Below are 14,253 nucleotides of genomic sequence, written 5' to 3'. Positions count from 1 at the left end.
GAGTAGGTGGTACTCTTATCATATCAGGGAATCTTCTTTTTGACTTCTAGAAGTCTCACATCTATTGTAACGCTACATTCTGAAGAGGGGAAACCCTCTTTTTTAGTTGTTTCTTCTGCTAAAATTTGCTATACTGAGAAAAAGGAGTAGGCTATGGAAGAGTTGAATATGTGGTATCTTGTCTGGCTTGGATTGGTCTTGGTGATTGCAAGTTCTGTCTTCTATGATGATAAGCGGTATAAGCCTTTCGGCTTTCGCTATTGGCTAAGTGTTGTTGGAGCCTTCTGTCTGGTTTTGGTTGCCCTAATTTCCTGCTTAATCTTTGTAACTAGCATTTCCTTGATGCTCTATCATCGATTTGGTAATGGCACCGTTTTGCTTGGAATTCTATTTTTTCTGATGACGTTTGCTTTAGTGAGTTATGCCTATTTTGCCTGTAAAAGGGTTGTTGCTCGTACACGGTTTTATCGGTCAATGACGAGGAGGGACTAGTACGAATATAATTGGTGAATTAATCGTTGAATTTTTGACGGAATTGCCAGATTTTGATTCCAAAAAGCACAAGCCTTTCGGAGGTCGCTATTGGTTGGGCTGGCTAGGGATTTTGGTGAATCTGATTATGGGAGCTTTCTTGACCTTCTTAGTAGGTTATACACTTTTTTCCATAGGCAAAGGCAATCTAGCGTTCATTCTCATTTTCAATCTCTTTCTTATTCCAACTACCTTATTTTGGTTTTGGCGGACCAGTCGCCTGTTCAAAAAAATGTGGCAGACCACCCTTTATTATCTTGATAACAAATCTTAGCATCAGCCTTGCTGATGTTTTTTCAACTGTGTTTTAAGGAAAAGATTGGTTGTTTTGTGCTATAATAGACCCTATGAGAATTGTATCAGGAAACTATGGCGGACGGCTCCTCAGGACCTTAGATGGCAAGACGACACGACCGACTTCGGACAAGGTTCGTGGAGCCATGTTCAATATGATTGGTCCCTATTTTGAAGGTGGGCGAGTGCTGGATTTGTATGCAGGTAGCGGTGGCTTGTCCATTGAGGCAGTATCTCGGGGCATGGATGAGGCGGTCTTGGTCGAACGTGATCGCAAGGCCCAGGCCATTATCCGAGAAAATATAGTCATGACCAAGGAGGAAGGTAAGTTCCGGCTCTTGCCCATGGAGGCCCGTCAGGCCTTGACTCAACTGGAAGGATTCTTTGACCTAGTCTTTCTGGATCCGCCCTATGCGGAGCAGGAGATTGAGGCAATGGTCACTGAACTCTGCCAGCGAAAACTTCTGTCCGAGGATGTCATGGTGGTCTGCGAGACGGATAAATCTGTCACACTTCCTGAAGAAATCGCAGAGCTGGGCATCTGGAAGGAAAAAGTCTACGGAATAAGTAAGGTAACAGTCTATGTCAGATAAAATTGGAATGTTTACAGGCTCCTTTGATCCCATTACCAAGGGACATTTGGACATTATCGAACGGGCCAGTAGCCTTTTTGACAGGCTTTATGTGGGGATTTTTTACAATCCCAATAAAAATGGTCTCTTTACTGGTCAAGAGCGGCTGGACTTATTGGAGAAGGTCTTTGCCAAAGATGAGAAGATCCAGGTCTTTCTAGCGGGTCAAGAGCTGGTGGTCGATGCAGCCCATGAACGGGGAGTGACCCATATCGTCCGCGGTTTGCGCAATGGAATTGACCTGGAATATGAGGCCAATTTTGATTATTTCAATCGCCAGTTGGCCCCAGACTTGGAGACGGTATATTTGATTTCCAAGCCGGAACACCGCAATATTTCGTCCAGCCAAATCCGTGAACTGATAGCCTACAAGCAGGATATTAGTCCTTATGTGCCCGAGCTTGTTAGTAAGGAAATAGAAAAGCATGAAAAAAAATAAAGGTCTCATTTTAATTTTATCTATCATTTTAGGAGTACTCTTGCTCTGGTTTACGGTCTTTGTTCCCCTGCCCTATTATATCGAGAGTCCTGGCGGAGCCATGGATGTGAAACAGGTCCTGACGGTTAATGAGGAAGAGGACAAGAAGGACGGTTCTTATGAGTTTACCTATGTCTCTGTTCAGCAGGCAACGGCTTTGCAGCTGCTCTTTGCCCAGTTCGATCCCTATGCGGATATTACTTCGGCTGAGGAGATGACGGGAGGAGCAGACAGCGAGGAATATTTCCGGATTGCGCAATTTTACATGGAAACTTCGCAGAATATGGCCAAATACCAGGGATTAACCCTGGCCAAAAAAGATGTTGAAATGGATTTCTTTGGGGTCTATGTGCTTGATTTGGCGGAGGATTCGACCTTTAAGGACGTTCTCAAGATTGCGGATACGGTTGTCAGTATCAATGGCAAGACCTTTGAGTCGTCGCCTGATTTGATTAAGTATGTCAGCGGTTTGGAACTGGGCAGTCCTGTGACGGTGGGCTATGTGACAAACGGTCAGGAAAAATCAGCTGACGGTAAGATTATCAAGCTGGTCAATGGAAAAAATGGTATCGGGATTACCCTGGTGGACCACACAGAGGTCAAGTCCTCAGTACCTATTGACTTCCAGACGGGCAATATCGGCGGTCCTAGTGCAGGTCTCATGTTCACTTTGGCTATCTATACCCAGCTGGCTGAGCCAGATTTAAGGGATGGCCGGACCATTGCAGGAACGGGAACCATTGAGCAGGACGGCAAGGTCGGCGATATTGGCGGGGCGGACAAGAAGGTCCTATCTGCTGCCAAGGCCGGTGCCAGCATCTTCTTTGTTCCTAATAATCCTGTGGATAAGGAAATCCTAAAAGAAAATCCAGATGCCAAGACCAACTATGAGGAGGCCAAGGAGGCTGTAGAGAAAGCGGGAGTAGACATCGAGGTCGTACCTGTCAAAACAGTCCAAGATGCCATTGATTATTTAAAGAAATAGAGTTTGTGGAGTAACCTAGTTGCTCCTTTTTTCTTAAAATTGTCAGAAATTTCTTTGAAAACTGATAGGAGGAGCATTCCTGTTAAAATCATGGTATAATGGTAAGGTTAGAATGTATGAGAAACCAATAGAATGGAGGCCCAATGAAAAAAGAAATTACACCAGAAATGTATAACTACAACAAGTATCCTGGTCCTAGTTTTGCTCGGGTTGGGGACAAGGTTGTCTCTGAAAATATCGAGTTGGACTTGCTAGAAAATCACAAGGATGCCTTTGACCAGACCATTTTCGGTCAACGCTTTTCCCAGCTTATGCTCAAGTTTGACTATATTGTGGGCGACTGGGGCAATGAACAATTGCGTCTCAAGGGATTCTACAAGGATGATAAGACGGTCAAGTCTGACTTGAAAATCGGTCGCTTGGATGACTATCTGACCGAGTTTTGTAATTTTGGTTGTGCTTATTTTGTCTTGGAAAATCCAAATCCACAGGAGCTGCCTGAAGAGGTGGAGGACAGACCACGTCGTAAGCGGAGCCGGTCTCGTAACCGCAATCGCAACCAGCAGCGGACGGAGCCTATTTCCCATAAGGAACAACAAAAGGCTCAACCGGAGAAGAAGGGGCGGGACAATCGTGCCAAGTCCAACCGGAATGACCGTAAGAAGGTGGTGCGCCAGGATAAGGTGGCAGACCAGTCTCGGCACTTTACGGTACACCATGATAAGAAAGCTGGCAAGCAGGCGCCCAAGCAGGAGCGTAGACAAGCATCGGATGCCAAAGAGACCAAGCGTAGTTTTGTCATTCGTCAGAAGTAGGGAGAAACATGAAACCATCAATTTATTCATTTAGCCAGGCCAATTTGGTGGACTGGATTTTAGAAAATGGCGAGAAGAAATTCCGCGCAACTCAGATTTGGGAGTGGCTCTACCGTTCGCGGGTTCAGTCCTTTGAAGAGATGACCAATTTGCCCAAATCTTTGATTGAAAAATTGGAGGAGAACTTTGTTGTCAATCCTTTGAAACAGCGGATTGTGCAGGAGTCAAAAGACGGTACGATTAAATACCTATTCGAGTTGCCAGACGGCATGCTGATTGAGACGGTGCTCATGCGTCAGCACTACGGTTTGTCTGTCTGTGTGACGACCCAGGTCGGCTGTAATATCGGATGTACCTTCTGTGCCTCTGGTCTCATACCCAAGCAACGGGACTTGACCAGTGGTGAAATTGTGGCTCAAATCATGCTGGTGCAGAAATATTTGGACGAACGTGGACAGAGTGAACGTGTCAGCCATATCGTGGTCATGGGGATTGGTGAGCCACTGGACAACTATGACAATGTCATGACTTTTTTACGTGTAGTCAATGATGACAAGGGGCTGGCTATCGGTGCCCGTCACATTACTGTGTCGACGTCTGGCTTGGCACCAAAAATCAAGGATTTTGCCCGCGAAGGCGTTCAGGTCAATCTGGCCGTGTCCCTTCACGCGCCAAATAATGACCTACGTTCCAGCATCATGCGCATCAACCGTAAGTACCCTATTGAGGTTTTGTTTGAGGCGATTGAGGATTATATCCAAACGACCAACCGTCGCGTGACCTTCGAGTACATCATGCTCAATGAAGTGAATGACGGTTTGGAACAGGCTCAGGAATTGGCAGACTTGACCAAGAATATCCGCAAATTGTCCTATATCAACCTGATTCCTTACAATCCGGTATCTGAGCATGACCAGTACAGCCGGTCGACCCGTGAGCGGACCCTTGCCTTCTTTGACCTGCTTAAGAAAAATGGGGTCAACTGTGTCGTTCGTCAAGAGCATGGTACGGATATTGATGCCGCTTGTGGTCAGCTGCGTTCCAATACGCTCAAGAAAGACCGTGAAAAGGCGCGTGCCCGCATCGCTGAAGCCAAGGCCAAGGCAGGTATTCAGGCATGAGAAGGTTATTCCTCAGTGACGGCAATTTGACTGGTCTTGGAAGAAAGATATACAAAATCTTAGCTGGAGCCTATGCTCTGGCTATTGTTTTCATGTGTTTCCTCCCGCAGTCCTGGTACCCCCAGTACAAGGATTTTTCCACTCCGGGCATCATCCAGGTCGGGCGCCTCTATTTTCTGCCGGTTCCCTTTAATAGCATCGTCAACGGTGACAAGGTCGACAGTCTGGCGGATTTGGGCTGGATTTTCCTGCAAAATGCCACCAATATTTTCCTGCTCTTTCCTCTCGTTTTGGCTCTTGTTTTTCTTTTTGAAAAATGGCGGAGCCTTCGAGCAGCTGCCCTCTATAGTTTTTGTATCAGCCTCTTCATTGAGTGCACCCAACTCTTGTTGGATCTTCTGATTGATGCCGGCCGTGTCTTTGAAATTGATGACCTCTGGACCAATACGCTGGGTGGGGTGTTGGCTTACCTGTTCTATCGGTTCTGGTACCGTATCTATAAGCAGAAGAAATGAAATGAATGATTATTCGGATTATTCAGAAAATTCCGCAAAAACCATTGACGGCTTTCATATAATCTTGTAAAATATGTATAATTAATCAAATGACTTACGGGATTTGGTTAGTGGATGAAATAATGATGAGATTCCTTGAATATTCGTGCATGTTTATTCGTCTTGTTTCATAGAAAAACCTCACTGTTTAGCTGTTACAGTGAGGTTTTTTCTGTGTTTCAAGTGATTTATTTCCAAAAATCGTCAAATACCGTAATCGGTAGGTGGCGTTTGTGTTCTGTTTTTTTCCAAAAGCCTTCGATGATTTCTTGGGCTTGGAGGTCAATGGTTTTCCCCTCTAGATAATCATCAATCTGATTATAGGTCACGCCGAGGGCTACTTCATCTGCCAGACCGGGCTTGTTTTCCTCCAAATCAGCCGTAGGAACTTTATCATAGAGTTTGCGGTCGGCACCGAGAGCCGCTAAGAGCTGCTTGCCTTGACGCTTGTTGAGGCGGAAGAGCGGCAGAATGTCTGCACCGCCGTCGCCATGCTTGGTGAAAAAGCCTGTAATGTTTTCTGCGGCATGGTCGGTTCCGACCACGGCACCCTTGCGTTCGCCAGCGACAGCATATTGGGCAATCATCCGCATGCGGGCCTTGGCATTTCCCTTGTTAAAATCAGACAAGGGCAGGCCGGCCGATTTGACGGCATCTGCCATAGCATCCGTCGCATCCTTGATATTGATGGTCAGGCTGACATCTGGCTGAATGAAAGCAAGAGCGGCTTGGGCGTCGGATTCATCAGCCTGAACGCCGTAAGGCAGACGAATCGCAATGAATTGGTAGTCCTCATCTCCTGTCTCAGCCCGCATTTCTTCCATGGTTAATTGGGCCAGACGACCAGCAAGGGTGGAATCTTGACCGCCAGAGATGCCCAGAACATAGGTTTTTAGGAAGGGGTGTTTTTTCAGGTAATCCTTGAGAAATTGGATAGACGTACGGATTTCTTCTTGTGGATCAATTTTGGGCTTGACGCCCAGCTGTTGGATAATCGTTTTTTGTAAGGTCATAGGAGCCTCTCTTAGATAGATTTTGCTTGACTTTGCTTGCGAATGCGGTGGATGAGGTCCATCTTGTTATCCCAGACATCTTGGGCAAGGTCAACAGGGTAGAGCTGTGGATTGAGTACGCGCTTGTATTCGTCCCAGAGTTGGTCAATTTCTTGGTTGGCATAGGATTGAATATCCGCCAAACTTGGTAATTCATAGACCTGCTTGCCTTCTTCAAAAATAGGAACCAAGAGCGGACGAGCCTCAAAATTCTCAATCGTCTTTTTGATATAGGTGTAGGTCGGGTGGAACATATAGATGCTGTCCATCTTGGTCACATCTGTGTCGGCAAAAGTAATATAATCGCCTTCTGACTTGCCTTTTTCCTTAGAAGTAATGCGCCAAACCTGTTTTTTACCCGGGGTAGACACTTTTTCTGCGTTGGACGATAGTTTGATTGTGTCACGCATGACTCCATTTTCCTCTTCGATGGCAACAATCTTGTAGACAGCACCGAGAGCTGGTTGGTCGTAGGCTGTAATCAATTTTGTTCCGACACCCCAGACATCAATTTTAGCCTTCTGCATCTTGAGGTTGAGGATGGTATTTTCATCCAAGTCGTTAGAAGCGTAAATCTTGGCTTCAGTAAAACCAGCGTCGTCCAGCTGTTGACGGACCTTCTTGGAAATATAGGCCATATCACCAGAATCAATCCGCACTCCTTTGAAGTTAATCTTATCGCCCATTTCCTTGGCAACTTTTATGGCGGCAGGAACACCGATTCGAAGGGTATCATAGGTATCTACCAAGAAAACACAGTCGTGATGGGTTTCAGCGTAGGCCTTGAAAGCCTTGTAATCATCGCCGTAGGTTTGGACTAGGGCATGGGCATGGGTACCAGCAACAGGAATGCCAAATATTTTGCCGGCTCGGACGTTGGAAGTGGCTGAAGCACCACCGATAAAGGCTGCGCGTGTTCCCCAGATGGCTGCATCCATTTCTTGGGCCCGGCGTGTCCCGAATTCCATCAAGGGTTCGTCCTCGATAACGGCTTTAATGCGACGGGCCTTGGTCGCAATCAAGGTCTGGTAGTTGACTATATTCAAAATAGCCGTTTCAACTAATTGGCACTGAGCCAGTGGTCCCTCAACCTGCATAATCGGTTCATTGGCGTAGACCAAATCCCCTTCCTTGGCTGAACGAAGGCTCAACTTCATCTCTAAATTGGCTAAATAATCCAGAAAATCCTCTGGATAGCCCAATTCGGTCAAGTAGTCAATATCTGTCTGGCTAAAGGTCAGGTTGTTAAGATAGTGGACAACCCGCTCTAGCCCTGCAAAGACTGCGTAGCCATTTTCAAAGGGTTGCTTACGGAAATACACTTCAAAAACCGCCCTTTTATTGTGAATGTTTTGCTTAAAGTAGACCTGCATCATGTTGATTTGATAGAGGTCGGTGTGCATGGTCAGGCTGTCGTCTGTATATAGAGTCATGGTATTCTCCTTTGCTAACAATAATATCATTATAACAAAAAAAATCGGGAAAACCCGATTTAAAGAACAATAGTCACCAAAATACTGGCCAAAAAGAGGAAGGGGACATAGGGTAGTGACCGAGATTTAAAGATGTAGAAGATAGCCAGACCCAAGAGGGAGCTGATTTGGACAATCCAGAGAATTTCGGTAAAGCCAAAGAGCAGAGACAGGCTGGCTAGATAGAGGAAGTCGCCTGAGCCGATAGACTTGGACATTTTTTCTGTCACAAAGGCTAGGACCAAAAAGCCACAGAAGAGCCAATTGAGTTGGGACAAGATTAGGGCTACAAGGGTAAAGACCAACCAGACCATGAAGGGATATTCCTGGTGTTTGATGTCATAAATAGTCAAGACCAGGCCGCCAAGGACCAGCACCATTTCCATAAGGGAAAGGACTTGAAAATGGCAGAGCAGGACCAAGAGACCAGACAAGACTTCCAGTCCCAGATACCAATAAGGGATTTTGGCTCTGCAGTAGCGGCATTTGGATTTGGTCAGGACTTGGGAAACAATGGGAATCAAATCCCAGGCCTTGAGCCGTCGCTTGCAGGCATTGCAGTGACTAGAGGGTGCGATAATGGACTGTTCAGGGAAACGGTCGATGACCAATCCCAAGAAGGAGCCGATAGAAGCTCCAAGGAAAAATAGGATAATTGTCTTCATACCTATTTATTCGCAAATGGGAGAGGAAAATGAGATATTTTTTAAAATTTTTTTACAAAATTTCGATGGTACTCTGGATAATGCCAAAGGAATGGAGAGAATTCCGTATTTTTGCTTTGGTCTTGTCTGCTACAGCAGGATTTGTCAGTTTGACCGTCACAGTCGCACAATGCTCATATCCATCCATGGTCCAGACATTTAGTTGAGTGATTTCGTGAACATTTTCAAGAGCAAGGAGAATTTCTTTCACTTCTTCAAGATTTACTCCTTGCGGACTTGTTTCAAGTAGAATCTTGACACTATTCCAAGCTTTTGGCAGGGCTTTGGAGAGGATGAAGATAGCAATACCGAGTGAGAGTAATGGGTCTAGAAAGTACCAATCAGTGAATTGAAGAATGATGGAAACAAGGATGACCGCCAGCCATCCCAAAATATCCTCTAAAAAGTGTAAGCTGAGAATGGATTCATTATGGCTATGGCCATTTTTTACAATACGAGAAGCAAAGAAATTGATGATGACAGCGATAATCCCAAGTATCAGCATCCCATCCTGATTGACAGGCTGGGGATGGAAAAGATTGGGAATGTTTTCTACAAGGATCAAGCTGGAGCCGATAATCAGAATGCTGGAAGTCAAGAGAGCAGCCAAAATATTCCATCTCTTGTAGCCAAAAGGATAGAACTTGTCAGCAGGTTTATTGGCATAGGTTTGCATGATGGCAGAGCTTCCGATGGCGAGGGCGTCACCCAAATCATGAACAGCATCTGCTAAGATGGCGCTGGAACCAAAGAGCCAGCCAAAGATAAACTCGATGATAGAAAAGCTGAGATTGAGGAGAAAAGCGATAAATGTATTTTTAGAAGATGACATGAGATTCCCTTTCTGTGTTATACTGTTTATAGGTTTATTATGTACTGTAATGAGCCGAAAAACTAGAAACAAGAGAAACGGTTTGTCTTTTTCTGAACAAATTGTTTGAAATGTACGAAAAATGGATAGACGAATTGCAAAAACAAAAAGAGCTATTTTTCAGGCTTTTTTGACCTTATTAAATGATAAAGGTTATGATGACATGCGCGTGCAGGATGTTATTGACCTGGCAGATGTGGGGCGTTCCACTTTCTATGCCCACTATGCCAGTAAAGAGGCTCTTTTGGAAGAACTTTGTCATGACCTCTTTCACCACTTATTTACAGGTCGTGAAGATGCGGATGTGAAGACTTTGTTGGCCCATATTTTCAAACACTTTCGGACCAATCAAGACCGAGTTGCCAGCCTTTTATTGTCCCGCAATGCCTATTTTCTAAGAGAACTGGAAGCGGAGCTGAAACACGACATTTTTCCAAAAGTGGTTGAAGACTACATGCAGGACAAGGGGAATCTTCCAGAGGATTTGCTGGTACATTTTGTTGTGACCACTTTTGTGGAGACGGTCAGCTGGTGGTTGCAGCAACGCAAAAAGGTGGACGAAGCCACCTTGACCGAATATTATGTAAGATTATTAGCTTAAGGAGTGAAAATGCTTAGACCTTTACACATGGCTCATGCCTTTTTAGATGAGATTTTAACAGACCAGGACCTAGCGGTCGATGCGACGATGGGAAATGGTCATGACACGCTATTTTTAGCCCAACGAGCAGGAAAAGTTGTGGCCTTTGATATTCAGGAACAAGCCCTGGCCACAACGGCTGAAAAACTAGAAAAAGCTGGCTTGACCAATGCCCAATTGGTTTTGACAGGGCACGAAAACCTAGACAAGTATGTGGAGGAATGCAAGGCAGCAATTTTCAATCTGGGCTATCTTCCTTCGGCGGATAAGTCAGTTATTACCCTGCCTGCAACCACCCTTCAAGCTATTGAAAAAGTTCTTGACAGACTGGTGGTTGGTGGTCGCCTAGCCATCATGATTTATTATGGACATGAGGGTGGGGCGGTTGAGAAGGATGCTGTCTTAGACTTTGTCAGCCAGCTAGACCAGACCGTCTTTACAGCCATGCTCTACAAACCGCTCAACCAAGTCAACACTCCACCGTTTTTGGTCATGGTGGAACGATTAAAATCCAGCTCAAACTAGGGCTGGATTTGTTTTTTATAATATCGGCTTAATGAACAATCTTCCTTCACCCAAGTCAATCAATTCTACCTGATTGCCATAAAAATCGCTGAGGAGTTCAGGTGTCAGGATGTCTTCTTTGGGTCCCTGTGCCAAGACCATGCCTTCTTTGAGCAGGAGGACATGGGTGAAATTATCAGTGATTTCTTCGGCGTGATGGGTGACGTAGATAATGGCAGGAGCCGATGGGAGTTGGCAGATATGGTCGATGTGATGGAGCAGGCGTTCGCGAGCCAAGAGGTCTAAGCCCACAGTAGCCTCGTCCAAAATCAAAATAGCCGGTTCTTCCATCAAACTGCGGGCAATGAGCAGGAGTTGGCGTTCGCCCTGTGACAAACTAGCATAGGTCCGACCAATCAAGTGGTCAGCCTTGATGGTTTTAAGCATTTCAATAGCCTGGTCTAGCTCTGCGTGTCCATACTCACGGTAGAGGATGGAGGATTTGTACTTTCCAGTCAGGACAATCTGCTCAGCTGTCAAATCAATGGGAAAGCGTTCGGCAAGGAAAGAACCCACGACCCCAATCTTAGTACGAAGGCTAGGAATATCACCTTTGCCAAACTCCACTCCAAGAACAGTCAGGTCACCAGATGTCTTCCAAAACTCAGCCATTAAAATACGAAGGAGGGTTGACTTTCCAGCCCCATTGAGCCCTAAAATAGCCCAACGCTCGCCTTTTCTAAATTCCCAGTTGATGTTATTTAAAATCGTTTTCCCCTGTCTCTTGTAGGACAGCTGTTTCATCGATAGTATCATGTCCAATTCCTTTTCAATTTAAAAATGCATATCACAAAGTTTTCGGTATTCCTTCTACCATAAAACGTAAAATATGGTATAATAGAGCTATTATATCATTTTTTATAGGAGAATATCATGGAAGACCCTGGTAGTCAGACCATTCATTTACAAATATTATTACTGTTACTTTTGACCTTACTGAACGCATTCTTTTCAGCTTCAGAAATGGCCCTCGTATCCCTCAACCGCTCTCGTGTGGAGCAGAAGGCAGCCGAGGGGGAGAAGAAGTACATTCGCCTGGTTTCCGTCTTGGAAAATCCAAATAACTTCTTATCGACCATACAAGTCGGTATCACCTTCATCTCCATTCTTTCGGGTGCAAGTTTGGCTGGTGATTTAGGTGCGATTTTGGCCCAGTGGCTGGGCGATTCAGCTACAGCTCAGACAGCTGGCTATTGGTTGGCTCTGGCACTTTTGACCTTTATTTCCATTGTCCTTGGTGAGCTTTATCCCAAGCGGATTGCCATGAATATGAAGGAAAATCTAGCAGTTGTGACGGCTCCTGTCATTATTTTTCTTGGCAAGATTGTCAGCCCCTTTGTCTGGCTGCTTTCAGCTGCGACCAACCTGATTAGCCGTATCACACCTATGAATTTTGATGATGCGGATGACCAGATGACCCGTGACGAGATTGAGTACATCTTGACCAAGAGCGAGCAGACCTTGGATGCGGAAGAAATCGAGATGCTGCAGGGGATTTTCAATCTGGACGAGCTCATGGCCCGTGAGGTTATGGTTCCTCGTACCGATGCTTTCATGGTGGATATTGATGATGAAATTGCCGCCACTATGGCTGAAATTCTCAAGCAAAACTTTTCTCGTATCCCAGTCTACGAAGGCGACAAGGACAATGTGATTGGCCTGATTCATACCAAGAAAATCTTGGCGGAAGGCTTTGCCAACGGCTTTGATAATCTCAATATTCGCCGCATCATGCAAGAACCGCTCTTCGTACCGGAGACAATTTTTGTGGATGATTTGCTCAAGGCCCTTCGCAATACCCAAAACCAAATGGCTATTTTGCTGGACGAATACGGTGGCGTTGCTGGTCTTGCTACCTTGGAAGACCTTCTGGAAGAAATTGTCGGTGAAATCGATGATGAGACCGATAAGACAGAAGTCTTTGTCCGTGAAATTGCAGACAATACCTTTATCGTTCAGGGGAATATGACCCTCAACGACTTCAATGAACATTTTGATATGGAGTTGGAGAGCGATGATGTGGATACCATTGCCGGCTATTATCTGACAGGTGTGGGTACCATTCCAAGCCAGGAGGAAAAAGTTTCCTTTGAGGTGGACAGCAAGGGCCACCACCTGGTTCTCAGCAATGATAAGGTGAAAAATGGTCGTGTGACCAAGCTGAAGATTCTTATCACACCGATTGAAGAAGATTCAAACGAGAAGGATTAGGAAACTAGTCCTTCTTTTTTTCATCTTTATCGGAAGTAGGCTAGACTAATAGCTTATTAAGAAAAGTGGAGAAGTGTTATGAGAAATTTGGTTGTATTTTTGCATTCATCAGTAGACGGCATGGTTGAGGGACCAAATGGTGCCATGGATATTGGCTTTGTAGCTTACAATGAAGAATTGGAGGCGGTAGCCAATCAGGTCCTGTCTACTGTCGATACAATCCTGTGGGGACGAAAGACCTATGAGATGATGTATGGCTACTGGCCGATTATGCTGGACAATCCTGATGCTAGTGACCATGAGAGAAACCATGCTGCCTGGATTGAGAAGGTTGAAAAGTTGGTTAGCACGACCAGTCTAGAGAAAGCGGGTTGGAACAATACGATCTTGCTTAAAGGTGACATTGTTGGACAGTTGAAGCAGCTAAAAATGCAAGAAGGTGGAGATATTCTGGTCTTGGGTAGCTCACGCCTGGCTAAATTTCTCATGGAAGAAGGCCTAGTAGATGTATTGAAATTAAGCATTTCTCCTGTATCTTTCGGTGGTGGATTCCGTCTTTTGGAGGGGATTACAGCAGAATTTCAGCTTCAAGAGAGCCAGGTTCTGAAGTCTGGGGTGCTGGCTGTAACTTATGAGATAAAATAAAAATCCTGGATATAGGATTTTAAATAAAATTTGGTAAAAAGAAGAGGCATCCCGATTGGAATACCTTTTTCTACTGATTAAGCTAGCCTCTGGGACTATCTTAACGACGGATTTCTTTGATACGAGCTGCTTTACCTTGAAGAGCACGCAAGTAGTACAATTTAGCACGACGTACTTTACCGTAACGAACAACCTCAATCTTGTCAACACGTGGAGTGTGGATTGGGAATGTACGTTCAACACCTACACCACCAGAAATTTTACGTACAGTGTACATTTCTGAGATGCCTTGGCCTTTACGAGAGATAACAACACCCTCGAAAATCTGGATACGTTCGCGGTTACCTTCGACAACCTTCGCGTGAACACGTACAGTGTCACCAGGACGGAAAGAAGGGATATCAGTACGAAGTTGACCTTCTGTCAAACTTTGGATCAATGGATTCATTTTTTTCTCCTATCTTTGTCAATCATAGGTGCTTTTAAACCCAGCGGATAAACTGTATTTTTGTGCGTCCATTACACACGAAGAATATTTTACCTTATTTTGATAGATTTGTAAAGTAAATATGCTGGATTTTAGAAAAAAGTGAAAGAAGGATGTGCTCGGCAAATTTCAATTCCGAGTTAGCCACCTATAAGAAATTCTCTCGGTGACTTGTAGCCCAAACATTTTTTGGGATA

The 14,253-nt window shown here is 45.0% G+C and carries 17 protein-coding genes; 11 read left to right on the top strand and 6 right to left on the bottom strand.

All coding sequences use genetic code 11. The features are described 5' to 3' along the window. Positions 1 to 153 precede the first annotated feature (153 nt). From ACHBIF_RS11115 to ACHBIF_RS11085, 7 genes are all read left to right on the top strand, one after another. Positions 154 to 492, top strand: a complete 339-nt coding sequence (locus tag ACHBIF_RS11115; protein ID WP_105110457.1) for an MFS transporter — start codon at positions 154 to 156, stop codon at positions 490 to 492. A 386-nt stretch (positions 493 to 878) separates the two neighbouring features. Further along, positions 879 to 1,418 carry a 16S rRNA (guanine(966)-N(2))-methyltransferase RsmD gene (gene rsmD, locus ACHBIF_RS11110; RefSeq protein WP_172059785.1) on the top strand — a complete coding sequence of 180 codons (540 nt, stop codon included), beginning with the start codon at positions 879 to 881 and terminating at the stop codon, positions 1,416 to 1,418. Continuing rightward, positions 1,408 to 1,896, top strand: coding sequence for a pantetheine-phosphate adenylyltransferase (gene coaD, locus ACHBIF_RS11105; protein ID WP_105123532.1), 489 nt, complete (start codon positions 1,408 to 1,410; stop codon positions 1,894 to 1,896). The genes rsmD and coaD overlap by 11 nt, the downstream gene beginning before the upstream one ends. Next, the gene (locus ACHBIF_RS11100) at positions 1,883 to 2,920 is read left to right on the top strand and encodes a SepM family pheromone-processing serine protease (protein ID WP_105110453.1); all 1,038 of its coding nucleotides are present in this window, start codon (positions 1,883 to 1,885) and stop codon (positions 2,918 to 2,920) included. Before coaD ends, ACHBIF_RS11100 begins: the two co-directional genes overlap by 14 nt. Before the next feature lie 143 nt (positions 2,921 to 3,063). After that, the gene (locus ACHBIF_RS11095; protein WP_394720510.1) at positions 3,064 to 3,735 is read left to right on the top strand and encodes a YutD family protein; all 672 of its coding nucleotides are present in this window, start codon (positions 3,064 to 3,066) and stop codon (positions 3,733 to 3,735) included. 8 nt (positions 3,736 to 3,743) lie between these two features. Then, a complete protein-coding gene (gene rlmN / locus ACHBIF_RS11090; protein ID WP_105110451.1) occupies positions 3,744 to 4,856 on the top strand; it encodes a 23S rRNA (adenine(2503)-C(2))-methyltransferase RlmN in 1,113 nt (370 codons plus the stop codon). Further along, positions 4,853 to 5,371, top strand: a complete 519-nt coding sequence (locus tag ACHBIF_RS11085) for a VanZ family protein (protein ID WP_105110450.1) — start codon at positions 4,853 to 4,855, stop codon at positions 5,369 to 5,371. The genes rlmN and ACHBIF_RS11085 overlap by 4 nt, the downstream gene beginning before the upstream one ends. Before the next feature lie 227 nt (positions 5,372 to 5,598). Here ACHBIF_RS11085 and nadE read toward each other — a convergent pair whose 3' ends face one another. Genes nadE through ACHBIF_RS11065 form a run of 4 tightly spaced genes read right to left on the bottom strand, consistent with a single transcriptional unit; the run spans position 5,599 to position 9,470 of the window. After that, positions 5,599 to 6,423, bottom strand: a complete 825-nt coding sequence (nadE, locus tag ACHBIF_RS11080; RefSeq protein WP_394720507.1) for an ammonia-dependent NAD(+) synthetase — start codon at positions 6,421 to 6,423, stop codon at positions 5,599 to 5,601. An 11-nt stretch (positions 6,424 to 6,434) separates the two neighbouring features. Next, positions 6,435 to 7,895, bottom strand: coding sequence for a nicotinate phosphoribosyltransferase (locus ACHBIF_RS11075; protein WP_394720505.1), 1,461 nt, complete (start codon positions 7,893 to 7,895; stop codon positions 6,435 to 6,437). Positions 7,896 to 7,954: 59 nt separating this feature from the next. Next, positions 7,955 to 8,599 carry an A24 family peptidase gene (locus ACHBIF_RS11070; protein ID WP_105160595.1) on the bottom strand — a complete coding sequence of 215 codons (645 nt, stop codon included), beginning with the start codon at positions 8,597 to 8,599 and terminating at the stop codon, positions 7,955 to 7,957. A 52-nt stretch (positions 8,600 to 8,651) separates the two neighbouring features. Then, positions 8,652 to 9,470, bottom strand: coding sequence for a cation diffusion facilitator family transporter (locus ACHBIF_RS11065; RefSeq protein WP_222327987.1), 819 nt, complete (start codon positions 9,468 to 9,470; stop codon positions 8,652 to 8,654). A gap of 121 nt (positions 9,471 to 9,591) precedes the next feature. Here ACHBIF_RS11065 and ACHBIF_RS11060 point away from each other — a divergent pair, with 121 nt between their 5' ends. Continuing rightward, entirely contained in the window at positions 9,592 to 10,110 is a 519-nt protein-coding gene (locus tag ACHBIF_RS11060; protein ID WP_024378110.1) for a TetR/AcrR family transcriptional regulator, read from the top strand. A 9-nt stretch (positions 10,111 to 10,119) separates the two neighbouring features. Continuing rightward, positions 10,120 to 10,674: a class I SAM-dependent methyltransferase gene (locus ACHBIF_RS11055; RefSeq protein WP_029176258.1), complete on the top strand. Its 555-nt coding sequence runs from the start codon at positions 10,120 to 10,122 to the stop codon at positions 10,672 to 10,674. Positions 10,675 to 10,689: 15 nt separating this feature from the next. Here the strand turns inward: ACHBIF_RS11055 and ACHBIF_RS11050 are convergent, their stop codons facing one another. Continuing rightward, positions 10,690 to 11,469 carry an ABC transporter ATP-binding protein gene (locus ACHBIF_RS11050; protein ID WP_394720501.1) on the bottom strand — a complete coding sequence of 260 codons (780 nt, stop codon included), beginning with the start codon at positions 11,467 to 11,469 and terminating at the stop codon, positions 10,690 to 10,692. Positions 11,470 to 11,586: 117 nt separating this feature from the next. Here ACHBIF_RS11050 and ACHBIF_RS11045 point away from each other — a divergent pair, with 117 nt between their 5' ends. Together ACHBIF_RS11045 and ACHBIF_RS11040 are read left to right on the top strand one after the other, a co-directional pair. After that, a complete protein-coding gene (locus ACHBIF_RS11045; RefSeq protein ID WP_394720499.1) occupies positions 11,587 to 12,924 on the top strand; it encodes a hemolysin family protein in 1,338 nt (445 codons plus the stop codon). A gap of 78 nt (positions 12,925 to 13,002) precedes the next feature. Continuing rightward, positions 13,003 to 13,569 carry a dihydrofolate reductase family protein gene (locus ACHBIF_RS11040; protein WP_394720497.1) on the top strand — a complete coding sequence of 189 codons (567 nt, stop codon included), beginning with the start codon at positions 13,003 to 13,005 and terminating at the stop codon, positions 13,567 to 13,569. Positions 13,570 to 13,669: 100 nt separating this feature from the next. Here ACHBIF_RS11040 and rplS read toward each other — a convergent pair whose 3' ends face one another. After that, positions 13,670 to 14,017, bottom strand: coding sequence for a 50S ribosomal protein L19 (gene rplS, locus ACHBIF_RS11035; RefSeq protein ID WP_011921928.1), 348 nt, complete (start codon positions 14,015 to 14,017; stop codon positions 13,670 to 13,672). Positions 14,018 to 14,253: the final 236 nt, after the last annotated feature.

It is taken from the genome of Streptococcus sp. A11 (assembly GCF_043674225.1).
Lineage (GTDB): Bacteria > Bacillota > Bacilli > Lactobacillales > Streptococcaceae > Streptococcus > Streptococcus suis_V.
The sequence above is the reverse complement of the archived record's forward strand: the minus strand, read 5'-3'. Positions and strand labels throughout refer to the sequence as shown.